This window comes from Nocardia violaceofusca NBRC 14427, assembly GCF_963869435.1.
Lineage (GTDB): Bacteria > Actinomycetota > Actinomycetes > Mycobacteriales > Mycobacteriaceae > Nocardia > Nocardia aobensis.
In genome coordinates, this window is the sequence record NZ_CAWMPM010000020.1 from 19,994 (window position 1) to 43,396 (window position 23,403).

Below are 23,403 nucleotides of genomic sequence, written 5' to 3' on the forward strand. Positions count from 1 at the left end.
GATCGCTACGGCACCGGTGTGACGTATGTGCCGAGCCAGGTGGTGATGTAGTTCAGCACCTCGGGCGCGATCGTCGTTTCGATGGTCGGGTATTCCTTCGGGCTGCCGGTGTCGGCCGGCTGCATCAGATGGTTGAGTCCGTCGAAGACATGAACGTCGGCATTCGGGTTGCCCGCCAGGTTCGCCCGGGCGGCCGGGGCGCTCTGGGCGGCGGGAACCTGCATATCCTTGGTTCCGTAGAAGGCCAGCACCGGAATGCGCAGCGCCTGCAGGGCCGGTGCCGGGTCGTAGTCGACCAGCGCTCGGAAGTACGGCGTGGTCAGCTGATCGAGCGCCGATTGTGACTGTCGCTGCTCCGGCGGTAGTGAGTCGTTGTGCTCGGTGGCGAAGCGGCGGACCTGCTCGTCGTCACCGGTGCGGATCAACGTGGTCAGCGTGGTGATGTAGCCGACCTGTTTGCGGATGGCGTCGGCGTCGGCGTGCTCGCTGCGCAGCAGCAGCTGGTTCTGTGCGAGCAGCACCTCCGAGCCGGACACCGCGGGCCCGGCCATCATGATCACGAAGGCGAGCCGGCTGTCGGGGCGGGTGGCGGCCAGCGGTGCGAGATAGCCGCCCTCGCTGTGGCCGAGCAGGCCGATGTGGTTGCCGTCGATATCGGGACGGCTGCGCAGATAGCCCAGCCCGGCCATGATGTCGTCGGTGAGGTCGGTGTAGCTGCAGGTGTCGAGCTGTCCGCCGGTGCCGCCCACGCCTCGATCGTCGGTGCGCAGGACGGCGTATCCGGCGCGCGTGAGCGTATCGGCGAGCAGCAGGAACGGTTTGTGCCCGGCGATCTCCTCGTTGCGATCCTGAGGTCCGCTGCCGGATACCAGGACGACCGCCGGATACGGTCCCGGCCCTCGTGGCCGGGTGAGCGTTCCGGCGATGGTGGTGCCGTCGCTGCTGCGGTAGCCGACGTCCTCGGAGAGATACGGCCACGGCGGCCGCGGCTCCTGCGGGCGCGGCGGGGCCGGCACTTTCCCACGGTGCAGGGTGAGCGCCAGATCGTGACCGGACTGGGTGAAGGTGCCGGTGACGACATCGGTGCGCCGGTCGTAGCGGCCGTCGAAGTGTGGATCGCCCGGCAGTCCGGGGATCGTGAAAGCGATCGCATCCGGCGCGATATCGACCTGTTCGAGGGGCAGATCGAAGATGCCCTGGGCCGGAACCGTCACGCTCCCACCGTCTTCGGTGAAGGTCACCCCGATCGGCAGCTGCTGATTCGGCAGCGGCAGCACTCCGTTCCAGTCGCCGGTCACCGGTGCGGGGCGCGGCGTCGCGGTCACCTTGTCGGAGCTCGAACAGGCCGCCACGAGGGCCACGGCGAGCAGCGTGGCGACCACCGCGATCAGGTCCCGATGCCGCCGCGATGTCGGCGGTGTCCCCGCCCGGCTGCGGGATCCCGGCAAATCGGAACTCTCAGACCGCGACGATCGCATGTCTCAACCATGACACACCGTTGCGGGCGCAGGGCTGTTTCGCCAGGTCACGACATGGGATGTCGAAGCGGCCGGGGAGGTCACAGGTCGGACCCGCGCCGCGTGCGGTCCGCGTCGAACCGGTCTCGGGGGTGTCACCGTGCGGACAACGCCGTTGCCCGCACAACGGTACGCCCGTACCGTAGGGTTCGTGAGCAACGACGCTTTACCCGCAGGTTCCGCGGCTCTGCCCGCAGGTGTGCGTGGCTCGGCCGCGGTCGAGTTCGAGCCCTTGGTGCGTAATTTCGCACGCATTGTCGGGGGCCGTGCCGGAGCCGGAGGCGGTCTGACCGTGCTTCGGCACGGTGAGCCGGTGGTCGATGTGTGGACCGGCTACTCCGATCTCGCCACCCCGTGGACCCGCGAGACGGGCAGCGTCGCGTTCTCCGCGACCAAGGGCATCGCCTCCACCGTGATCCATCGTTTGGCCGACCGCGGCCTGATCGACTACGACGCGCCGGTGGCCGAGTACTGGCCGGAATTCGGCGCGGCAGGAAAGTCGCGAATCACCGTGGCGCAGTTGCTCACTCACCGCTCCGGCTTGTCGTCGCTGCCGAGTGTAGCCGGCGGGCTCGACGAGGTGCTCGATCACGAACTTATGGAACACCGGCTGGCCGCCGCGGCGCCGGATCGGCTGCTGGGCGTTCCGGCCTATCACGCACTCACCTACGGATGGCTACTGGCGGGACTCGCCCGTTCGGTCACCGGCACGAGTATGCGCGAGTTGTTCCGCACCGAAGTCTCCGAGCCGCTGGGCATCGACGGCCTGCATCTGGGCCGCCCGGCGCCGGACTCGGCCACCACGGTCGCCGCGCTCGCCGGTTCCCGGCTGGCCGTGGCGGGCACGGCATTGGGCGCCCTGCTGCTCGGGCAGGCCGGACGCTTTCCCGGCCCGCCCGGCGCCGCCACCCGCGCACTGTTCCTGCCGGGCCTGCACGCCCTCTTCGACGGTGACGAGCCGTCTATTCTCGCGACCGAAATGCCTGCTGGGAACGGAGTTTTCACCGCGGGTGCACTGGCTTCGGTCTACAGCGCGCTCGCGAACGACGGCATGATCGCCGGTCGCCGGTACCTGTCGGCGCAGACCATGCGCCAGATCCGGCGGGTGCAGACCCGCCGGCTCGATCACGCCCTGTTCTACTTCCCGATGATGTGGCATCTGGGCTATCACACGTTCCCGATCCCGGGTGCCTCCTCCGGATTCGGCCATATCGGCCTGGCCGGGTGCTTCGGTTGGGCCGAACCGCGGCTGGGACTGTCCGTCGGCTTCGTGCACAACCGGTTCACGCCCCAGTCGTTCGTGTGGGATCAGCTGGCCGCCGCCTGGGTGCTGCCGCTGGTGATGCGTGGTGCACGGGCCATGCTCGACGGCCGTCGTTCGTCGCAGCGCCGCGCGGCCTGATCGGGCTCTGAACGCCGAACTGCCCTGTGCCGCGTCAGGTTTCGCGGCACAGGGCGGTGCGTGGGGGGAGATCAGGTGAGGTACTGGTAGGTGGGGGAGTCGGGATCGAGCTGCTGGCATTGGATCGGCGAATCGTCCATGCGCGCCAGCAGTGCCGCCAGGCCGGAGGGCGCGCCCAGTTCGATGCCGACCAGCGCGGCCCCGGTCTCCCGGTTGTTGCGCTTGACGTATTCGAACAGGGTGATGTCGTCGTCGGGGCCGAGCACCTCGTCGAGGAAGCGGCGCAGCGCACCGGGTTCCTGCGGGAAGTTCACCAGGAAATAGTGTTTGAGGCCCCGGTGTACCAGCGAGCGCTCGATGATCTCGCCGTAGCGCGAGATGTCGTTGTTGCCGCCCGACAGCAGGCACACCACCGTCGACCCCGGCTCGATGTCGATCTCGGCCAGCGCGGCCACCGCCAGCGCACCCGCCGGTTCGGCGATCACACCCTCGTTCTGATACAGCTCGAGCATGGCGGTGCAGATGGCGCCCTCGTCAACCTGCATCATGCGGAAAGAGCCTGCGCCCCGGGGGGATTCGGTGCCGATGAGCAGCGGCAGCGACGCATGTGACACCACGCGTCCACCGAATTTCGACACCGTGGCATAGGGCAGCTCGCCCACCCGCCGCACGGCGGCGCCGTCGACGAACGGATCGATCTGCGGCAGCGTGACCGGGCCGCCCGCGATGAGCGCGGCTGTCATCGAGGCCGCGCCCGCCGGTTCGACGCCCAGGATGGCGGTGGTATGCGAACGGTCGCGCAGATAGGTGCCGATACCGGCCAGGCAACCGCCGCCGCCGACGGGGATGATCACCAGATCGGGGGCGGTCGGCAGCTGTTCGAGGATCTCCACCGCCACGGTGCCCTGTCCGGCCGCGGTGCGGGCGTCGTCGAACGGCGGGACCATGGTGGCGCCGGTGCGGGCGACGTCGTCGGCGGCCGCCGCGGCCGCCGCGTCGAAGGTGTCGCCGACGGCGATCAACTCCACGAATTCGCCGCCGTGGGCGCGGATGCGGTCGCGTTTCTGCTTGGGCGTGGTGGTCGGCACGTAGATGCGGCCCTGGATTCCCATGGCGCGGCAGGCGAAGGCCACGCCCTGGGCGTGGTTGCCGGCGCTGGCGGTGACGACGCCGGCCGCGCGTTCGCCGGCATCGAGTTGCACGATCAGGTTGTAGGCGCCGCGCAGCTTGTAGGAGCGGACCGCGGTGAGGTCCTCACGCTTGAGGTAGACGTTCGCACCGGTGGCCGCCGACAACCGCTCGATTCGCTGTAGCGGGGTCGGCTCGACGATGTCGGAAATTCGCTTGGCGGCCGCGTCGATCTCGTCCGCGCTCAGTTCGGGCAGCGGAGCGGATACTTTCTCTACGACATCCAGCGGTTCAGACACCCGAACATGCTATCGGTCGCGGTAGGTGCGGCGCGCGGCAGTTTCCCCAGCGGTCCGGTACGCCCGGAAACCGGCGACGCCCGGACCGAGGGCCGGGCGTCGCAGCGATGATCGCGGACCGGTGAATCAGGACTTCGGGGTCAAGACGAAGACCGGGATCTCGCGGTCGGTCTTCTTCTGATAGTCGGCGTAGTCCGGATAGGCCTCGACCGCGCGCTCCCACCACACGGCCTTCTCCTCGCCGGTCACCTCGCGCGCGGTGTAGTCCTTGACCACATCGCCGTCGCGCAGTTCGACGGTCGGATTGGCCTTGAGGTTGTAGTACCAGACGGGATGCTTCGGGGCGCCGCCGAGGGAGGCGACCGCCGCGTACTCGCCGTTGTGCTCGACGCGCATCAGCGGAGTCTTGCGCAGTTTGCCGGTCTTGGCGCCGACGCTGGTGACCAGGATGATCGGAATTCCCCGGTCGAGCAGGGTGTTGGCTTGTGTTCCGTTGGAGGCCTCGTACTTCTCGGCCTGCTCGCGGGACCAGTCGGACGAGCTGGGTGCGTATTCTCCGGTGAGTGGCATGCCCGGCATAACAATCGCGGCCCGCGGATGTGTTCCCGGCGTCGTTCGTGACCGGATCGCCGCAAATGTTCGGTGGACCGAACTTCGGGATACGTGTAACCTGACGACATGACAGCGGTCAGCCCCATCGTTCGCCCGGTCCGCCGTGCCACGCATACGGTGCGGCTCGCCGGTGTGCCGTGGCCGGTGTACAAACTCGAGGCCGTCGCGCTGGGTCTGCTGCTCGCGCTGATGCTGGGCCTGATCACCGGGTCGGCGCAGCTCGCGGTGCTGATCGGCGCCGGATTCGCGGCACTGCGCTGGATCGTGGGACTCGTGGCGGATCGCCCGCGCTACACCGACTGACCCCACGGGTTATCAGCGCCCATCCTCACGTCGAACATGCTCCCGTCGGCGATGCTCTGTCGTCGGTAGCGGACTGCGGCACGACGCACCGGTCGATGCGCGGCGCCGCGCGTCCTCAGCTCGCCAGGCAGCCCGGGCCGAGTAGCGCCTTCAGATCACCCATCAGCGCCGAGGACGGCGACACCCGCAAGTTGTCGGCGACCTTGAGCAAGGTGGTCTTCTCCCGCGATCCGACATGGCGGATGTGCACATCGGCGGTGCCGGGGTGGCTGGACAGGACGCGCTTGAGCGCGTTCACCTTGTCGGGCGTGCACAGCCGGGTCGGGATCGTCACCGCCAGCGGCTTCTCCATACCGATCGACGACAGATCCGGCACCACCAGATCGTTGGCGATCAGCGAGATCCGGTCGTCGCGCACCGAGACGCGCGCCTTCACCAGCACCACGGCATCCTCGGCGATGTCCATCCCGTACACCGAATAGGCCTGCGGGAAGAACAGCACTTCGATACCACCGGTGAGGTCCTCCAATTGCGCCGAGGCCCAGGGCATTCCGTTCTTGTTGACGCGCCTGGTCACCGAGGCGAGGATGCCGCCGATGGTCACCTGCGCGCCGTCCTTGACGTCGCCCTGCAGAATCGCCGGGATCGGCGTATCCGCCTGGGCGGCGAGCACATGCTCCACCCCGTTGAGCGGATGGCCGGACACGTAGAGGCCCAGCATCTCGCGTTCCAGGGCCAGCTTGTGCTTGGCCTCCCACTCCTCGTCGGGCACCTTGACGTCGAAGACCGACGAGATCGAATCGTCACCGTCGTCGAGGCCGCCGAACAGGTCGAACTGTCCGATCGCCTCGGCCTTCTTGGTGGCCATCACCGCGTCGATGGCGTCGGAATGCACCAGCAGCAGGCCCTTGCGCGGATGGCCGAGCGAGTCGAAAGCGCCTGCCTTGATGAGGGATTCGGTGACCTTCTTGGTGCAGGCGATGGTGTCGATCTTGTTCAGGTAGTCGGAGAAATCGGTGAACTTCGACTTCTCGGTGCGGGCGGCGATGATCGAGGCCACCACGTTGGTGCCGACGTTGCGCACCGCGCCCAGACCGAACCGGATGTCGGTGCCGACCGGCGCGAAGTTCTGCTCGGACTCGTTGACGTCGGGCGGCAGCACCGTGATGCCCAGGCGGCGGCAGTCCGACAGGTAGACCGCGGCCTTGTCCTTGTCGTCGCCGACGCTGGTGAGCAGGGCGGCCATGTACTCGGCCGGATAGTTGGCCTTGAAGTAGGCGGTCCAGTAGGAGACCAGGCCGTACGCGGCGGCATGCGATTTGTTGAAGGCGTAGCCGGCGAACGGGAGGATGGTGTCCCACAGCGCCTTGATCGCGGCCTTGGAGAAACCGTTCTCCAGCATGCCCTTCTCGAAGCCCTCGAACTCCGCGGCCAGCACCTCGGCCTTCTTCTTACCCATCGCGCGGCGCAGGATGTCTGCTCGTCCGAGCGAGTACCCGGCCACCTTCTGCGCGACGTGCATGATCTGCTCTTGGTAGACGATCAGACCGTAGGTCTCGCCGAGGATGTCCTTGAGCGGTTCCTCCAGCTCCGGATGGATCGGCTTGACCTCTTGGCGCCCGTTCTTGCGGTCGGCGTAGTCGTTGTGCGCGTTCATGCCCATCGGGCCGGGGCGATACAGCGCGCCGACGGCCACGATGTCCTCGAAGGCGGTGGGCTGCATGCGCCGCAGCAGATCGCGCATGGGCCCGCCGTCGAGCTGGAACACACCGAGCGTGTCACCGCGGGCGAGCAGTTCGAACGTCTTCGGATCGTCCAGCGGCAGCGCGTCCAGGTCGACGTCGACACCGCGGTTGGCCTTCGCGTTGTCGATCGCGTCACCGAGCACGGTGAGGTTGCGCAGGCCGAGGAAGTCCATCTTCAGCAGGCCGATGGCCTCACACGACGGATAGTCCCAGCCGGTGATGATGGCGCCGTCCTGGGCTCGCTTCCACACCGGGATCGCGTCGGTCAGCGGCTCCGAGGACATGATCACCGCGCAGGCGTGCACACCGGCGTTGCGGATCAGGCCTTCCAGTCCCTTCGCCGTGTCGTAGATCTTGGCGATATCGGGATTGGATTCGATGAGGGTGCGGACCTCGGCGGCCTCCTTGTACCGCTCGTGCTCGGGATCGGTGATACCCGACACCGAGATGTCCTTGGCCATGATCGGCGGCGGCAGCGCCTTGGTGATCTGGTCGGCGATCGCGAAGCCGGGCTGGCCGAACAGCACGCGGGCCGAATCCTTCAGCGCCGCTTTGGTTTTGATGGTGCCGAAGGTGATGACCTGGGCGACCCGGTCGGTGCCCCACTTCTCGGTGGCGTAGCGGACCATTTCACCGCGGCGGCGATCGTCGAAGTCGATATCGATATCGGGCATCGACACGCGCTCGGGGTTGAGGAATCGCTCGAACAGCAGACCGTGCGGCAGCGGGTCGATGTTGGTGATCTTCAGCGCGTAGGCGACCAGCGAGCCGGCGGCCGAACCACGACCGGGCCCGACCCGGATCCCGACCTCGCGAGCGTGATTGATCAGGTCGCCGACGACGAGGAAGTAGGCCGGGAAGCCCATCTCGAGGATGACGTTGATCTCGTATTCGGCCTGGTCGAGATACTTCTGCGGGACACCGTCGGGGAAGCGGTACTCGAGGCCGCGCGCGACCTCCTTGCGTAGCCACGACGCCTCGGTCTCACCCTCGGGAACCGGGAATTTCGGCATCCGGTCGCGGTGGGTCCACACGTCCTCGTAGGACTGCACCCGCTCGCCGATCAGCACCGTGTTGTCGCAGGCGCCGGGGACCTCGCCGTCCCAGATCTCGCGCATCTCCGCGGCCGACTTCAGGTAGTAGCCGCTGCCGTCGAATTTGAAGCGGGTCGGGTCCGAGAGCGTCTTACCGGTCTGAATGCACAGCAGCGCTTCGTGATTCGTGGAGTCGGATTCGTGCACGTAGTGGCAGTCGTTGGTGGCCAGCGGCGGGATGCCCAGCTTCTTGCCGACCTCGATCAGGCCCTCGCGCACGCGGCGCTCGATGGACAGCCCGTGGTCCATGAGCTCGAGGAAGAAGTTGTCCTTGCCGAAGATCTCCTGCCACTTGGCCGCGGCCTCCAGGGCCTCGCGGTCGTGGCCCAGGCGCAACCGCGTCTGCACCTCGCCGGACGGGCAGCCGGTGGTCGCGATGATCCCTTCGGCGTACTGGGCGATGATCTCGGCGTCCATCCGCGCCCACTTGCCGAGCTGTCCCTCGATGGAGGCCAGGCTCGACAGCTTGAACAGATTCCGCAGACCGGTCGCGTTCTCGGCGACCATCGTCATATGCGTGTAGGCGCCGGAACCGGAGACGTCGTCGCTCTTCTGGCTCGGGTCGCCCCACTGCACGCGCTTGGTGTTGAACCGCGACTCGGGCGCGATGTACGCCTCGATGCCGATGATCGGCTTGATGCCCTGCTTCTTGGCCGAGTTGTAGAACTCCGAGGCGCCGTACATGTTGCCGTGGTCGGTCATCCCGACCGCGGTCATCCCGAGCCGCTCCGCCTCCTTGAACAGGGGCGTGATCTTGGCGGCGCCATCGAGCATCGAGTACTCGGTGTGATTGTGCAGATGTACGAATCCCGAGTCGGCCACGCGAGGAATCCTAGTCGACCGGACCGACACCCGGCGCCAGGGAACTACATGCGTGCAATTCGCGGTTCGGCGGTTCGCGGCGAGTCCGCCGGAATCGCCGCGAACCGCCCGCATCACCGTGGCGAATCTCACCGCAGCGGGCGATAGCCGGAAGGGATTCGAGTGGCCCCCGGTAACGCCGCGCGGGCCCGGCGGCGATAACCCGGCTGCGAGAGACGAACGGTCCACAAGGGCAGATCGGTGCGTCACGGCGGTCGGTGGTCTTCGGGCCACTCCCCGTCTCGCCGATGACGGTCGACCGAGACGAGGGCGGTCGGCCGTCATCATTCCCTTCACCGTTGTCTTCGTCGTCGAACGCCGCCGTAGGTAGTTGCCGGCGGATCGCGAGCGGGCGGCCTCCCACTACTCGCGTTCCCGACATCCGATGCGCGCGAGCATTAACGTAATCACTCGCGCTGCGCGATGATTCGAGTAGTTCGCTACTCGCGAGCGACACGGTACGGGGCGGGAGGATTACCGGTATGAAGCGTTTGGTTGTGTGCTGTGACGGCACGTGGGGATCGGAGAGCACTCCGACGGTCTCCAATGTTGTGAAGATCGCCGAGTCGGTGCGGTCGAGTGCCGTCACCGACGCGGGCGACCATGTGGGACAACGGGTTTTCTATGTCGACGGCCCCGGCTCCCGCGGCTATCTGGCCGATAAACTGCTCGGCGGCGCGTTCGGGCTCGGACTCGACGCCAATCTGTCCACGATGTACTGGCAGCTCGCCCTGAATTGGGAGCCGGGGGACGAGATCTACGTCTTCGGCTTCAGCCGCGGGGCCTATACGGCCCGCAGCCTGGTCGGGATGGTCAACCGGCTCGGGCTGCTCACCGCCGACGCGATGATCGAGCGGACGTATCCGGAGGCGCTGGCGATCTACCGCCAGCGCAAACTGGATCCCGACGGCCCGGATCGGCCGGAGTGGATCGAATTCCGTGAGCGGCATTGCGTCTATCCGGTGCCGATCCACTTCGTCGGCGTCTTCGACACCGTCGGCGCGCTCGGGGTGCCGCTGCTGACCTCGTGGCGCTACCGCTTCCACGATGTGCGGCTGTCGCGCAATGTGCGGTACGCGCGGCAAGCGCTGGCGATCGACGAGCGCCGCCGGATGTACGCGCCCTGCCTGTGGGAGGTCACCGACGACCCCGAGGGCGGCCCGGTCGGTGCCGACCGGGTGCAGCAGGTGTGGTTCCAGGGAGTGCACACCGATATCGGCGGCGGCTACGCCGACAGCCGGCTCTCCGACATCACGCTGCGCTGGATGGTCGACCAGGCTCGCGGGGCCGGATTGAGTTTCGACGACGAGCGCGTCGAACAGCTCCTGGGCCGCGGTACCCCGGCGCAATCGGCCGCCGCGCCGGATTCGACTGTCGCCGTGGCGGATTCGACGCCGAATTCGCCTCCGCGGGCGCATGATTCGCTGACCGTCTTCTACCGCGTCCTCAATCGGGTGGGGTGGGCGTTGCATCCGCGCAACCCCCGCTTCTACGCCGATTCCTGGCGCCGTCTGTGCGCACCCGGCGATCGGCTCGTCTACCTCGCCGACTGTGCCGCGCCGTGCGCGACCTACCGCCCGCCGAACGTCGTCCGCTGGGCCGAGGAACTCGCCGGACCGCTGCCCACCCTGCCGGTCGGCGAGCACAACGACGAGCACGACGACGGCGTCGACGGTCACCACCCGGCAGCCGAACAGCATGTGCCGGGCGCGGAGCATCCGGCGGGCAGCGGCTCGGTCGCCGGCACCGCCGCCTGACAGTCACCGCGTGCCCCCGGCGCGTTCGCCGGCGGCGCGGTGCGGCGGCTCAGGGGAGCTGCCGCTTGCTGCTGCCGGAAATGACCGGTTCTCGACGCTCGGCGGGAGTGCCGCCTCGGAACCGGTGGCGGCATGGCGGTGTTTTTCCGGCGTGTGGAGTGGTCCCGAGCCGGGTGATCCCCGGCCGCTGAAACCTGTCCCGGGCGCTTCCGGTACGCGCCCGGGTTCGCTTGTGTCTCAGCGGCTTAAGGGTGGGGAGCGATCTCGGTTCGGAGCAGGGCAGTGGTGCGTGATCTGATCGAGATAAAACCGGCGTGTGATCCGTTGCACACATTACTGCAGGTCCAGCGGATTTTTCTCAGCGTAATAACACCCGCTGTTCATTTGTCGTTATGGTTACGTTAACTTGCCGCAATCATTCTGTGACTCGCCAGGAAGCAGACCAACGGTCTGTTTTCACCGCGGCGAGCGGGCTTTTGTTCTGTGGATCGTCGCGATGGTCCCACCACCGTTCGACATACCCGGAGCTCGTATCGCCATGCAGATCAGAAGACTGTTACCCCTCGCCGTCCTCGCCGCCGTCGTCACCGTGCCCGTCGCGGCCCACGCCGACGCCCCGGCTGTGCCGCCGCAACTGCAGCAGGGCGCCCAGCAGTGGGCGCAGGGATTGCCGCAGCCGCAGCAGGATCAGGCTCAGCAATTCCTGCAGAACCTGCCGCAGCCGCTGCAGCAGGTGGTCCCGCAGACTTATGCCGACAACCTCGACGGCTGGATCAAGCACGCGCTGTTCGTGATGGGTCAGCACGGCATTCCGGGCAGCTACGACGGCATCTACCGCAACGTCATGCGCGAGTCGGGCGGCAACCCGCGTGCCATCAACCTCTACGACTCCAACGCCGCGGCCGGCATCCCGTCCAAGGGCCTGATGCAGGTCATCGATCCCACCTTCGCCGCCTATCACGTCGACGGCACCTCGGGTGACATCTACGACCCGGTCGCCAACATCGCCGCCGCCTGCAACTACGCCGCACACCGCTACGGCACGATCGACAGCGTGTTCTCGGCGTACTGATCCGGGCTCGCTCCGGCCTCAGCGCACCAGCAGCGCCACCGGCAGGCGGGCGAACAGCTTCTCCAGCCGGGTGCGGCCGGTGAACGTATGGCCGGTGAGGCGGTCGGTCCAGGTGCCCGAGGGCAGGTCGAGGACGGTATCGGCCCACCCGCCCTCGGCCAGGGCCACGCTGTAGCGGGTCGCGGCCACGATCACCTGCGGCGCCTCGCCGCTGCGGCCGCGCGCGTACCCCACCAGGTGTTCGCTGCGGTCGCCGCTGCCGAACAGCGGTGTATAGGAGCCGCCGACGAAGCAGTCCGGCCGCTCCCGCCGCAACCACAGTGCGTAGGCGACGATCCACATCTTCGCCGCCCCGGAATTGTCCAATTCCGGTGTGCCCGTGAGTGATTGCAGCATCGCCAGGCGATGACCGAAGTCGACCGGCCGCCGATTGTCCGGATCGACCAGCGAGTCCTCCCACAACTCGCACCCCTGATACACGTCGGGGATGCCGGGGCCGCACAGCTGAAGCAGCTTCTGCCCCAGCGAATCCGACCATGCGTGCGGTGCGAGCCGGGTCGCCAGCTCACCGAGTTCGGCGCCGACCGGCCCGTCGATCACGGTGTCCAGCCAGCGATGCACCTCCGCCTCGAAGTCGACGTCGGGCTCCTCCCACGAGGAACGCAGTCCCGCCTCGCGCACCGCCTTCTCGGCGAACAGGTGCAGGCGTTCGCGAAACCGCGGCACCGTGGCGGGACGACGGCCGTCCACCGGCCACACGCCGAACATGTTCTGCAGCAGGAAGATCGCGGTCTGCCCGTCCGGTGCGGGCGCCAGTTCCAGCCACGCGCCCACCGCCTTCGCCCAGCCGTCGGCCACCTGCGAGAGCACCGTGATGCGGGCTCGCACATCCTCACCGCGCTTGGTGTCGTGCGTTGACAGCGTCGTCATCGTGGTCGGGCGGCGCACCGCGCGTTCGGCATTGGCCAGATGGAATTCCAGCACCGACCGGCCGAACCGGCTCGGATCACCGCCCATCTCCTGCAGCGACACCAGACGCGCCGCCTGATAGAACATGGTGTCGTCGACCGCCTTGGCCGCGACCGCGCCGCCGACCTGATGCATCCGCCGCGCCGCTTCTCCGCCGGCGGCCAGCGCCCGCACCAGGACCGACAGCGGGGCGGTCAGCTCCCGGTTGCGCTGCTGTACCTCGGCCACGACGGCGCTGAGCACACCGGACAGGGGTGCGTAGTCGGTGCGGTACACCGGCATATAGGACAGCACCTCGATGGTGGCATTGGTCAGCGCCATATCGCTGATCGCCGCCGAATCGAATCCGTTCACCGCGGCGTCGCGCTTCACCGCGCCGACCAATCGCCGGACCTCGGGAACGAGCAGCCGTTCGGCCACCGCGCGTTTGATGCGATGTTCGGTGTCGGCCATCCATGCGGCATCGCTGCCGTGCCCCGATATCCGCCGCGACAGTTCGGTGAGCGCGTGTTCCCCGGCCGGATCGACGAAGATGCCGCCGACCTCCGCGAGCGCTTCGTATCCGGTGGTGCCGTCCACGGGCAGGGTGGCGTCGAGCGGTTCGTTCCGGCCGAGCACCTTCTCCACGATCAGCAGCCGCTGCGGACCGATCAGCCGGCGCAGTTTCGCCAGATAGGCGGCCGGATACGACAATCCGTCGGGATGATCGACGCGCACCCCGTCGATCAGATCGTGCTCGCACCAGGCGGCCAGTTCGCGATGGGTCAGGTCGAACACCGCCGGCTCCTCCTGCCGGATGGCCGCCAGTTCGGAGACCGCCAGGAATCGCCGATAGCTGCAGATCCCGGCCTTCCAGCTGACGAGGCGATAGTGCTGGCGGTCGTGGATGCGCAGCGCGTTCTCCCCGTCGGTGCCCGGGGCGATCGGGAAGCGCAGGTCGCGCAGGGCGAGGACGGGTTCGGGGCCCGAGCGATCGACGGTCAGCGCCGCCGGATCGTTCTCACTGTGCAGGACCGGCAGCGCGAGCCGCCCGCCCGCGCCGTTGCCCGGGCTCCAGTCGATGTCGAAGAAATGCGCGAACTTCGAATTCTTGCCGTTGCGCAGCACATCCCACCACCACGGATTGCGCCGCGGATCGCCGACGCCGACGTGGTTGGGCACCAGATCGACGATCAGCCCCATGCCGCGGGCGCGGACCTCGTCGGCGAGAGCCTTCAGCCCACCCGGCCCGCCCAGTGCCGCCGACACGGTGGTCGGATCGGTGACGTCGTAGCCGTGCGCGGAGCCCGGCATCGCGGTCATCACCGGAGACAGGTAGAGATGCGAAATGCCCAGCTGCTGTAGATATTCGGCGATCGCGCGGGCATCGGCGAAGGTCAGGGCGTCCGGGCGCAGCTGCAGTCGGTACGTACTGCGCACGGGCGTCCGGCGGGCGATCGGGCCGGTGCGGTGTTCAGGGGAAGGGGTGTCTGTCATCTCGATATCGGTGTGGATTCGGAACGGCGGAGAACGAGCAGGCAGCGAGCGGGTACGGCGACCGTGGTCGCTGCGGAATAGGTGGCATCTGCGCGCCCGGTGGGTGTCGAGCAGTCCAGCGCCACCGTCCAGTGCGCGCCGAATTCCGGTCCGGGTACGGCGAATTCGAGGGGTGCGTCGTGGGCATTGAAACACAGCAGGAACGAATCATCGCGCACTCGTTCCCCGCGTGGGCCCGGTTCGGCGATCGCCTCGCCGTTGAGGAACACCGCCAGCGACCGGGCGAAGCCGGTATTCCAGTCGGCGGTCGTCATCTCCGTGCCGCCGGGGGTGAACCACGCGATATCGCCGGCGTGTGCGCCGGGCAGTTCGCCGGGGGTGCCGGGACGTCCGTCGAAGAAGCGCCGGCGCCGGAACACCGGATGGGCACGGCGCAGCGCGAACGCGGCGCGCGTGAACGTCAGCAGATCGGCGTATTTCTGCGCGGCCCCCCAATCCATCCAGGAGACCGGCGAATCCTGGCAGTAGGCATTGTTGTTGCCCTGCTGCGTACGCCCGATCTCGTCGCCGTGCAGCAGCATGGGTGTGCCCTGCGACAGCGCCAGGGTGGCGATCATGTTGCGGCTCTGGCGATCTCGCAGCGCACACACCTCCGGATCGTCGGTGGGACCTTCGATCCCGCAGTTCCAGGACCGGTTGTAGTCCTCGCCGTCGCGATTGTCCTCGCCGTTGGCGTGATTGTGTTTGTCGTTGTAGGACACCAGATCTCGCAGCGTGAAGCCGTCGTGGGCGGTGACGAAGTTGATACTCGCACCCGGCCGGCGGCCGGTGGCCTCGTACAGGTCGGAACTGCCGGTGAACCTCGAGGCGAATTCACCCAGGGTCGCCGGTCGGCCGCGCCAGTAGTCGCGCACGGTGTCGCGGTACTTGCCGTTCCACTCGGTCCACAGGCCGGGGAAGTTCCCGACCTGGTAGCCGCCCTCGCCGACATCCCACGGCTCGGCGATCAGTTTGACCTGACTGACCACCGGATCCTGCTGCACCAGGTCGAAGAAGGTGGAAAGCCGGTCCACATCGTGCAATTCGCGCGCCAGCGTGGCCGCCAGATCGAAGCGGAAGCCGTCGACGTGCATATCGACAATCCAGTACCGCAGCGAATCCATGATCAGCTGCAACGTGTGCGGGTGGCGCACGTTGAGGCTGTTGCCGGTACCGGTGTAGTCCATGTAGTGCGCCGGATCGTCCTCGGCCAGACGGTAGTACGCCGCGTTGTCGATCCCGCGCAGGCCGATCGTCGGCCCGAGGTGATTGCCCTCGCCGGTGTGGTTGTAGACCACGTCGAGGATCACCTCGATGCCGGCGCTGTGCAGTGCCCGGACCATCGCCTTGAATTCGGTGACCGCGGCCCCGGCGCGCGGGTCGGCGGCGTACTCGTGGTGCGGCGCCAGATAACCGAAACTGTTGTACCCCCAGTAGTTTCGCAGACCGCGGTCGAGCAGGATCCGGTCGTGCAGGAACTGGTGGACCGGCATGAGCTCGATGGCGGTGACCCCCAGCGCCAGCAGATGGTCGATGATCGCCGGGTGCGCGATACCCGCGTAGGTGCCGCGCAGTCGCTGCGGAATCGCCGGATGCGTCATCGTCAGCCCCTTCACGTGGGCTTCGTAAATGACGGTTTCGTGGTAGGGCCGCCGCGGCGGGCGGTCGCCGGCCCAGTCGAAGTACGGGTTGACCACCACGCCGGTCATGGTGTGCCCCAGCGTATCCGCGCCGTAGGTGTGCAGGGTGGCGTCGGTGGCGAACCGGCCCGCGAAGGCCTTGCCGTAGGGGTCGAGCAGTAATTTGCTGCTGTCGCAGCGCAATCCGCGGGCGGGATCGTAGGGTCCGTGCACGCGGAACCCGTAGCGCTGGCCGGGGGCGACGGTGGGCAGATAGGCGTGCCAGACGTACCCGTCGACCTCGTCGAGCGGGATGCGGTGCTCACCGCCCGCGCGATCGATCAGGCACAGCTCGACCTGTTCGGCAACTTCGGAGAACACCGAGAAGTTGGTACCGGCCCCGTCGTAGGTCGCGCCCAGCGGATAGGCGGCGCCCGGCCAGACGCCGAGAGGCGTCATCTCACCGGATGTATCGGGCCGAACCATGTATCGACAGTAACCGTCGTGCCGGAGTCGCCGGTGCGGGTGGGCCGGGTCGTGCCGGTCCGGTAATCCGGTGGCTATCGATGGGCTGCGGTTACCGCAGGCCGCGCCGCCAGGTCTGGCCGACGAGGTCGGCGCCGAAACTGTGGTGCGGCCGGGAATCGACGAGTTCGAATCCGGCGCGCTGGTAGATCCGCCGCGCCGCGGTGAGCACATCGTTGGTCCACAGCACCATGTCCCGATATCCGGCCTCGGCCGCGAACCGCAGGCACCGCTCGACCAGCGCGGTGCCCACGCCGAGCCCGCGCGCCGACGGTTCCACGAGCAGCAGCCGCAGCCGGGCGGTGGTGTCGTCCTCGCGCACACAGAACACCGCGCCGGCCGCGACGCCGCCGGCCTCGGCGATCCACGCCCGCTCGGTGTCGGGGTCGTGCCCGGCCAGGAACTCGGCCACGATCTTCGCGACCAGCGCCTCGTACTCGGTGTCCCAGCCGTATTCGGCGGCATAGAGCACCGCGTTGCGCTGGATGATCCAGCCGTAGTCGCCCGGGCGCGGAGATCGGAGGCGGACCTCGCTCGTGTGACCTGCCGCGGACGTGTTCACCTGGCCTGGCGCGGTGGCCGGATCGAGCAGCTCTTCGATCGTGCGCATCGCGGTGCGCAGGCGCTGCCGGTCCGCGGCGCTGTGCCCGGCCAGCAGCTCGGCGATGTCGTGCGCGGACCGGCGGTCGAGGTCGTCGGCGGCGGCGCGTCCCGCGTCGGTGAGGTGTACGAGTTGCAGGCGAGCGTCGGACTCGGATCGGTGCCGCCGCACCAGCCCGGCGCTCTCGAAGCGGGCGAGGATCCGGCTCAGATAGCCCGGATCCAGACCCAGTTCGGTGCGCAGCGCGCGGACGCCGAGCGGTCCGGAGTGGGCGAGTTCGAACAGGACTCGCGCCTCCGTGAGCGAGAAGTCGCTGTCGAGCAGATGTTCTTCGAGGACGCCGATCAACCGGGTGTAGCGGCGGTTGAACGCGCGCACCGCGCCGACGTCGTCGTGGTCGAGTGCCGCAGTCGTCATGGCTGCCCTCCAGTTCTTTGACTGAGTCAAAGATATCGCGCGAACGCCTCGCGGTGCGGGAGAACGAATATTCGGAGGCGCGGTCCCGGTGCCGACGTGATTCATCGCGGTGATAACTTGAACAGCGTTCAAGACCGTCTCGTGAAGGGATCCGCGTGGCCCTGACAGCCGACCAGATCACCGCCCTCGACGCCGCCCATGTGTGGCATCCCTACGGCGGCTTCCCCGCGAGCACCGAACCGCTGGTGGTCGCCTCGGCCGCGGGCACCCGCCTGACCCTCGCCGACGGCCGCGAACTGGTCGACGGGATGAGTTCGTGGTGGGCGGCGGTCCACGGCTACCGGCATCCGGTGCTGGACGCCGCACTGGTCGAGCAGTCGCGGCGGATGAGTCATGTCATGTTCGGCGGGCTCACCCACGAGCCGGCGGTGCGACTGTCCCAGCTGCTCGTGGAGCTGACTCCCGACGGTCTGGACAAGGTGTTCCTCTGCGATTCGGGGTCGGTGTCGGTCGAGGTCGCGGCCAAGATGTGCCTGCAGTACTGGCGGGCGCTCGGACAGCCGGGCAAGCGGCGGCTGTTCACCTGGCGCGGCGGATACCACGGCGACACCTTCACCCCGATGAGCGTGTGCGATCCCGAGGGCGGCATGCACTCGCTGTGGACCGACGTGCTGGCCGAGCAGATCTTCGCGCCCGTACCGCCGGTCGACTTCGATCCCGCCTACGTCGCGGAACTGGATCGGCTGCTGGCCGCGCACGCGCACGAGACCGCGGCGGTGATCGTCGAGCCCGTCGTGCAGGGCGCGGGCGGCATGCGTTTTCATCATCCGCGCTACCTGAACGAGCTGCGCCGGTTGTGCGACCAGCACGGTGTGCTGCTGGTCTTCGACGAGATCGCCACCGGATTCGGCCGCACCGGAACGCTTTTCGCCGCCGAGGCCGCCGGCGTGGCGCCTGACGTGATGTGCGTGGGCAAGGCCATCACCGGCGGATATATGACCCTGGCGGCAGCACTGTGCACCACCCGCATCGCCGAGACCGTCAGCGCGGCGCACGGCGGGCTCATGCACGGGCCCACCTTCATGGGCAATCCGCTGGCCTGTGCGGTCGCGGTGGCCTCCGTCGAGCTGCTGCTCTCGCGGGACTGGGCGGGCGAGGTCGCCGCGATCGAGGCCGGTCTGAAATCGGGACTCGCCGCGGCGCAGGACAATCCGCGCGTGGTGGACGTGCGCGTGCTCGGCGCGATCGGGGTGGTCGAACTCGACCATTCGATCGATATGGTCGCCGCGACCCGCGCCGCCGTCGAGGCCGGCGTATGGCTGCGGCCGTTCCGCAATCTGGTCTACACCATGCCGCCGTTCATCAGCAGCGCCGACGATATCGCGCGCATCGCCGCCGGTGTCGTCGCCACCGCCGCGGCGGGGTGAGCCGAATTCCCTTCCGGCCCGCCGTTTGTCGTATATCGGATATTCATTTTCGTGTGATATGGTGACGGCGAGCGCGAAAATTCCTGTCTATCATCGGAATTCGCCCGGTGATATCCACCGGGTCCGCAGGACGGTGAAAGGGAATTCGATGATCGGCACCGAACCCAGTCGCACGGCGATGATGGCGGCCGCGGCCCGCGCGGCCCATCTGCTGATCGACAGCGAGCCCTATCTGTTCCGCGACACCATGGCCTCCGCCCTGCTCGGCCCGCATGCGGAAGAGCTCATCGGCTACCACCTGCACCACGGCGACCATCCGCTGCTGGCGGCGGTCCGGGCGCAGGCGACGGTGCGCAGCCACTGGACCGAACAGCGCCTCGCCGAATCGGCCGCGGCGCAATATGTCGTTCTCGGTGCGGGACTCGACAGTTTCGGATATCGCGGTCCGGCCGAAGGCGTCCGGGTATTCGAGGTCGACCATCCCGGCACCCAGCGGTGGAAAAGGGAAATCCTCGCCATCGGCGATATCCAGCCGGTCGGCGAGGTGATTTTCGTACCAGTCGATTTCGAACGCGACGAATTGCCACGGCAATTGGCCGATGCCGGATTCGACTGTGAACGCCGCGCCGTGGTCAGCTGGCTCGGAGTCAGCATGTATCTCACCGCCGAGGCGATCGGCGCCACGCTGGCCGCCCTGTCCGGTCTGGCCCCGGGGTCGGAACTGGTGATGGAGTACATGCTCGATCCGGCACTGCGCGACGGCAACGGGCACGCCTACGCCGAATCCGTCCAGCCCGTCACCAGCGCACAGGGCGAACCGTGGCTGAGCACCTTCACCCCGGAAACCCTCGACGACGTCCTGCGCCGGTACGGATTCGCCACGGTCGAGCACATCAGCCACCGAGCGGCCGTACCGGCGGGCTGGTGGGAGCGGGCCGATGCGCTGCAACCGGTGGATCTGTGCCGGCTTGCACATGCGCGCATCGGCGGCTGACCCGCGGCGGCGTGCGCGGTGTGTTTGGCTGGACCGCGACGCCTAGGAGCCGAGGAGTGGGGAATGCGGGCACTGCGAGTGATCGTCGTCGGCGGGGGAATCGGCGGTATGGCCGCCGCGATCGCGTTGCATCGGCGCGGACACGACGTCGAGGTCTGGGAGCGAGCCGCCGCCGTCGGTGAGGTCGGCTCGGGATTGACCTTGTGGCCCAACGGGTTACGCGCACTGGATGCGATCGGCGTGGGCGCGGAGGTGCGCTCGCGCGCGATGGCCGATACCGAGGGCGGAATCCGTGACCGCTCCGGCCGCTGGCTGACCCGCACCGACACCGAGAAAGTGGCCGACCGGTACGGCCCGGTGGTGGCGGTCCATCGCGCGGACCTGTTCGACATCCTGCGCACGGCGCTCGGCGAGGACCGTCTGCGCCTGGGAGTCACCGTCACCGGGGTCGACATCGAAGACCCGGCGGTGCAGGTTCTGCACAGCGGGGGAGCGGAGACGGCGGATCTCGTGATCGGTGCCGACGGCCTGCGCAGCGTCGTGCGGACCGCGGTCTGCCCGCATGCCCGCCCACCCCGCTACGCCGGATACACCGCGTGGCGAATGATCACCGAACCGCAGCCCGACCTTCGCCAGGGCGGCCAGATCTGGGGCAGCGGTGAGATTTTCGGCATCGTCCCGCTCGCCGACCATCGGGTATACATGTTCGGCGCGGTGAACGCGGCCGAAGGCGAGCGCGCGCCCGACGGCGAATTCGCCGCCGTGCGCAGACGTTTCGGCGCGTGGCCCGATCCGGTTCCGCCGCTGCTGGACGCGGTGTCGCCGGATTCGGTGATGCGCCACGACATCTACCATCTGCCCGATCTACCGACGTTCGTCCGCGGACGCGTCGCGCTGCTCGGCGACGCCGCACACGCCATGACGCCGAATATGGGCCAGGGCGCGAACCTCGCCCTCGAGGATGCGGTCACCCTGGCCGCGTTGCTCGACAACGGCGAGATCGACGACGCGCTGCGCCGCTACGACGCGCTGCGTCGCCCGCGCACCCGGGCCCTCGCCCACCGTTCCCGGCGGATCGGAACGGTCGCGCAATGGTCGTGGACGCCCGCGGTGCGTGCCCGCGACACCGCGTTGCGGCTGATGCCCGGCTGGGCGATGCCGCGCGCCTTCGCGCGCGCCCTCGACTGGACGCCACCGGCCTGACGGGTTCGCCACCTGCGGCGGGCACGGTGGATCGCACCCGCCGCCACCGTCCTGAACGGCGTTCAAGTATGCTTCCGAGCTGTGAACGAGGATCCGTTGAGCTGGTTGGACGAGCGTGCGGGTGACCGGGTGCGCGCCGGGTTGCGGCGGCGGTTGCGGGCGCGACCGGCGCACAGCGATCTCATCGACCTCGCCTCCAACGATTACCTGGGTCTGTCGCGCCACCCCGAGGTGATCGCGGGCGCGGTCGAGGCGGTCCGGACCTGGGGCGCCGGCGCGACCGGATCGCGGCTGGTCACCGGCACCACCGTCGCGCACGAGGACTTCGAGGCCGACCTGGCCGACTTCGTGGGGGCGCAGGCGGGCCTGGTCTTCGCCTCCGGCTACGCCGCCAATCTCGGTGTCGTCACCGCGCTGGCCGGTCGCGGTGCGCTGGTGGTCTCCGACGCCGGTAGTCATGCCTCGCTGGTCGACGCCTGCCGGCTCTCGCGGGCCCGGGTGGAGATCGCGCCGCATCGCGATGTCGAGGCCGTCGACCGGCTGCTGTCGCAGCGGACGGAGGAGCGTGCGCTGGTGCTCACCGATTCGGTGTTCAGCGCCGACGGCGACCTCGCGCCGCTGACCGACCTGCATCGGGTGGTCCGCGCGAACGGCGCGGTGCTGATCGTCGACGAGGCGCACGGCATCGGCGTGCGCGGCGACGGCGGCCGCGGCCTGGTGCAGGAACTCGGCCTGGCCGGGCAACCGGATCTGATCGTGACCGCCACCCTGTCGAAAGCCCTTGCCGCGCAAGGTGGAATCGTGCTCTGCGACGAACGGGTACGCGCCCACCTCATCGATACCGCGCGCACCTTCATCTTCGACACCGGATTGGCGCCCGCCGCGGTGGGCGCCGCCCATGCGGCGTTGCGGCTGCTGCGCAAGGAACCGGAACTGGGCGGGCGAGTCCTCACCCGTGCCGCCGAGATCGCCCGCATCGCCGATGTGCCGCAACCGGATTCGGCGGTCGTCTCGGTGGTGCTCGGGCAGGCGCAGGTGGCCTTCGACGCCGCGCAGCAGTGCCGGGCGCGCGGTCTGAGCGTGGGCTGTTTCCGGCCGCCGTCGGTGCCGGAGGGCACCTCGCGGCTGCGATTGACCGCGCGTGCCGACCTCACCGAGGCCGAGATGGAGATCATCGCCACGGTGCTGGACGAGGTGCTGACCGCGGCGCGGGACCCGCAAGCTGCCTGAGTGATGCGAGAATTGGAGGAGCGAGGCGATATGAGCAGGTTGATCGTGACGGGCACCTCGACCGACGTCGGGAAGACCGTCGTCACGGCCGCGCTGGCCGCGGCGGCGCGCTCGGCCGGGCGCACGGTCGCGGTGTGCAAACCGGCACAGACCGGCATGGCTCCGGGCGAAGCCGGCGACCTCGCGGTGATCGAGCGGCTGGCGGGTGTGACCCGCACGCTCGAACTGGCCCGCTATCCCGAACCGCTGGCTCCCGACACCGCCGCCCGCCGCTGCGGGCAACCGCTGCTCACCCTCGGTGAGACGGTGGCCGGCATCGACTCCCTGGCCGATGCCGACCTCACCCTGATCGAGGGCGCCGGTGGCCTGCTGGTTCGGGTCGGGGAGTTCACGCTGCTCGACCTGGCACAGAAACTCGACGCGCCGGTGCTCGTGGTCGCGGCCGCGGGGCTGGGCACTCTCAACCACAGCGAACTCACCACCCGGGCCCTCGCCGCCGCCGGTGTGCGGTGCGCGGGGCTGGTCATCGGATCCTGGCCGAGCGCACCGGATCTCGCCTCCGAATGCAACCGCACCGACCTGCCGGAGGTCACCGGCGTCGAGGTCGTGGGGGTGATCCCCGAGGGCGCCGGACAGTGGCTGCCCGAGCGATTCGCCGACACCGCCTCCGGATGGTTCCACGCCGACTGGGTTCGCCGATACCTGGGCTGAGCCGCCCGTCGTGGCGAGGCCCCGTTCGTGTCGGTGGGGCCTGGCAGGATGCGGGACATGAGCGCAACCGGGGAGGATGCCCGCGACTATGCCCTGTCGCTGCCGGAGACATCGGAGCAATTCGCCTGGGGGATGCCCACTTTCCGGGTCGCGGGCAAGCTGTTTCTGACCCTGCCCGAGGCCGAGACCTCGATGGCGGTGCGCTGCCCGATCATCGACCGCGACGAGCTGGTCGCGGCCGAGCCCGCGAAATTCTGGATCGCCGCGCACGAGGCCGGTAACGCGTGGGTTCGCGCCCGGCTGGCCGCCCTGGACGACCGGGCCGAATTGGAGGCGATCATTCTGGATTCGTGGCGCCAGGCCGCGCCCCGTCACCTCCTCGACGACCAGCGGTAATCGACA

Annotated in this window: 17 protein-coding genes; 10 read left to right on the forward strand and 7 right to left on the reverse strand. The window is 68.5% G+C overall.

The genetic code is table 11. The features are described from left to right. Window positions 1–5: 5 nt before the first annotated feature. Complete coding sequence (locus tag AC5592_RS16480) at window positions 6–1,448, reverse strand: alpha/beta hydrolase family protein (protein ID WP_232329389.1); 1,443 nt, start codon at window positions 1,446–1,448, stop codon at window positions 6–8. A gap of 220 nt (window positions 1,449–1,668) precedes the next feature. On the opposite strand from AC5592_RS16480, the gene AC5592_RS16485 reads away from it, so the two are divergent. Continuing rightward, window positions 1,669–2,919 carry a serine hydrolase domain-containing protein gene (locus AC5592_RS16485; protein WP_051024512.1) on the forward strand — a complete coding sequence of 417 codons (1,251 nt, stop codon included), beginning with the start codon at window positions 1,669–1,671 and terminating at the stop codon, window positions 2,917–2,919. 71 nt (window positions 2,920–2,990) lie between these two features. On the opposite strand, the gene ilvA is transcribed toward AC5592_RS16485, so the two are convergent. Together ilvA and AC5592_RS16495 are read right to left on the reverse strand one after the other, a co-directional pair. Then, a complete protein-coding gene (ilvA, locus tag AC5592_RS16490; RefSeq protein WP_051024513.1) occupies window positions 2,991–4,346 on the reverse strand; it encodes a threonine ammonia-lyase IlvA in 1,356 nt (451 codons plus the stop codon). A gap of 126 nt (window positions 4,347–4,472) precedes the next feature. Then, window positions 4,473–4,916 (reverse strand): nitroreductase family deazaflavin-dependent oxidoreductase, encoded by a 444-nt coding sequence (locus AC5592_RS16495; RefSeq protein ID WP_063064763.1) that lies wholly within the window; start codon window positions 4,914–4,916, stop codon window positions 4,473–4,475. Between the two features lie 108 nt (window positions 4,917–5,024). Here AC5592_RS16495 and AC5592_RS16500 point away from each other — a divergent pair, with 108 nt between their 5' ends. Next, window positions 5,025–5,261: a hypothetical protein gene (locus AC5592_RS16500; protein WP_063064740.1), complete on the forward strand. Its 237-nt coding sequence runs from the start codon at window positions 5,025–5,027 to the stop codon at window positions 5,259–5,261. Between the two features lie 115 nt (window positions 5,262–5,376). On the opposite strand, the gene dnaE is transcribed toward AC5592_RS16500, so the two are convergent. Further along, window positions 5,377–8,922, reverse strand: a complete 3,546-nt coding sequence (gene dnaE, locus AC5592_RS16505; protein ID WP_036500439.1) for a DNA polymerase III subunit alpha — start codon at window positions 8,920–8,922, stop codon at window positions 5,377–5,379. A gap of 521 nt (window positions 8,923–9,443) precedes the next feature. Between dnaE and AC5592_RS16510 the strand changes: the two genes are divergently transcribed. Together AC5592_RS16510 and AC5592_RS16515 are read left to right on the forward strand one after the other, a co-directional pair. Continuing rightward, window positions 9,444–10,718, forward strand: a complete 1,275-nt coding sequence (locus AC5592_RS16510) for a T6SS phospholipase effector Tle1-like catalytic domain-containing protein (RefSeq protein ID WP_084506759.1) — start codon at window positions 9,444–9,446, stop codon at window positions 10,716–10,718. 538 nt (window positions 10,719–11,256) lie between these two features. Further along, complete coding sequence (locus tag AC5592_RS16515) at window positions 11,257–11,790, forward strand: transglycosylase SLT domain-containing protein (protein ID WP_086007217.1); 534 nt, start codon at window positions 11,257–11,259, stop codon at window positions 11,788–11,790. Window positions 11,791–11,808: 18 nt separating this feature from the next. Here the strand turns inward: AC5592_RS16515 and treY are convergent, their stop codons facing one another. From treY to AC5592_RS16530, 3 genes are all read right to left on the reverse strand, one after another. Continuing rightward, entirely contained in the window at window positions 11,809–14,235 is a 2,427-nt protein-coding gene (gene treY, locus AC5592_RS16520; RefSeq protein ID WP_063064741.1) for a malto-oligosyltrehalose synthase, read from the reverse strand. After that, window positions 14,232–16,379: a glycogen debranching protein GlgX gene (gene glgX, locus AC5592_RS16525; RefSeq protein WP_063064742.1), complete on the reverse strand. Its 2,148-nt coding sequence runs from the start codon at window positions 16,377–16,379 to the stop codon at window positions 14,232–14,234. The genes treY and glgX overlap by 4 nt, the downstream gene beginning before the upstream one ends. Window positions 16,380–16,470: 91 nt before the next feature. Then, on the reverse strand, window positions 16,471–17,436 hold the full coding sequence (locus AC5592_RS16530; RefSeq protein ID WP_036500454.1) for a bifunctional helix-turn-helix transcriptional regulator/GNAT family N-acetyltransferase: 966 nt from the start codon (window positions 17,434–17,436) through the stop codon (window positions 16,471–16,473). A 155-nt stretch (window positions 17,437–17,591) separates the two neighbouring features. Between AC5592_RS16530 and AC5592_RS16535 the strand changes: the two genes are divergently transcribed. The 6 genes from AC5592_RS16535 to AC5592_RS16560 all read left to right on the forward strand — a co-directional run bounded on the left by AC5592_RS16535 (window position 17,592) and on the right by AC5592_RS16560 (window position 23,397). Further along, entirely contained in the window at window positions 17,592–18,863 is a 1,272-nt protein-coding gene (locus AC5592_RS16535; RefSeq protein WP_063064743.1) for an adenosylmethionine--8-amino-7-oxononanoate transaminase, read from the forward strand. Window positions 18,864–19,011: 148 nt separating this feature from the next. Continuing rightward, on the forward strand, window positions 19,012–19,857 hold the full coding sequence (locus AC5592_RS16540; protein WP_198163860.1) for a class I SAM-dependent methyltransferase: 846 nt from the start codon (window positions 19,012–19,014) through the stop codon (window positions 19,855–19,857). 63 nt (window positions 19,858–19,920) lie between these two features. After that, the gene (locus tag AC5592_RS16545; protein ID WP_063064744.1) at window positions 19,921–21,060 is read left to right on the forward strand and encodes an FAD-dependent monooxygenase; all 1,140 of its coding nucleotides are present in this window, start codon (window positions 19,921–19,923) and stop codon (window positions 21,058–21,060) included. A gap of 81 nt (window positions 21,061–21,141) precedes the next feature. Then, a complete protein-coding gene (locus tag AC5592_RS16550; protein WP_063064745.1) occupies window positions 21,142–22,290 on the forward strand; it encodes an 8-amino-7-oxononanoate synthase in 1,149 nt (382 codons plus the stop codon). Between the two features lie 30 nt (window positions 22,291–22,320). After that, window positions 22,321–23,001 (forward strand): dethiobiotin synthase, encoded by a 681-nt coding sequence (gene bioD, locus AC5592_RS16555; protein ID WP_063064746.1) that lies wholly within the window; start codon window positions 22,321–22,323, stop codon window positions 22,999–23,001. Window positions 23,002–23,058: 57 nt separating this feature from the next. Then, the gene (locus tag AC5592_RS16560) at window positions 23,059–23,397 is read left to right on the forward strand and encodes an MmcQ/YjbR family DNA-binding protein (protein WP_036500475.1); all 339 of its coding nucleotides are present in this window, start codon (window positions 23,059–23,061) and stop codon (window positions 23,395–23,397) included. Window positions 23,398–23,403: the final 6 nt, after the last annotated feature.

What these genes read in the sequence shown, in the direction of transcription:
- AC5592_RS16540 (WP_198163860.1), top strand. Translation starts at nt 19,012, where the DNA reads ATGATCGGCACCGAACCCAGTCGCACGGCGATGATGGCGGCCGCGGCC.
- AC5592_RS16545 (WP_063064744.1), top strand. Translation starts at nt 19,921, where the DNA reads ATGCGGGCACTGCGAGTGATCGTCGTCGGCGGGGGAATCGGCGGTATG.
- AC5592_RS16530 (WP_036500454.1), bottom strand. Translation starts at nt 17,436, where the DNA reads ATGACGACTGCGGCACTCGACCACGACGACGTCGGCGCGGTGCGCGCG.
- AC5592_RS16500 (WP_063064740.1), top strand. Translation starts at nt 5,025, where the DNA reads ATGACAGCGGTCAGCCCCATCGTTCGCCCGGTCCGCCGTGCCACGCAT.
- AC5592_RS16495 (WP_063064763.1), bottom strand. Translation starts at nt 4,916, where the DNA reads ATGCCACTCACCGGAGAATACGCACCCAGCTCGTCCGACTGGTCCCGC.
- bioD (WP_063064746.1), top strand. Translation starts at nt 22,321, where the DNA reads ATGAGCAGGTTGATCGTGACGGGCACCTCGACCGACGTCGGGAAGACC.
- treY (WP_063064741.1), bottom strand. Translation starts at nt 14,235, where the DNA reads ATGACAGACACCCCTTCCCCTGAACACCGCACCGGCCCGATCGCCCGC.
- AC5592_RS16510 (WP_084506759.1), top strand. Translation starts at nt 9,444, where the DNA reads ATGAAGCGTTTGGTTGTGTGCTGTGACGGCACGTGGGGATCGGAGAGC.
- AC5592_RS16560 (WP_036500475.1), top strand. Translation starts at nt 23,059, where the DNA reads ATGAGCGCAACCGGGGAGGATGCCCGCGACTATGCCCTGTCGCTGCCG.
- AC5592_RS16515 (WP_086007217.1), top strand. Translation starts at nt 11,257, where the DNA reads ATGCAGATCAGAAGACTGTTACCCCTCGCCGTCCTCGCCGCCGTCGTC.
- glgX (WP_063064742.1), bottom strand. Translation starts at nt 16,379, where the DNA reads ATGGTTCGGCCCGATACATCCGGTGAGATGACGCCTCTCGGCGTCTGG.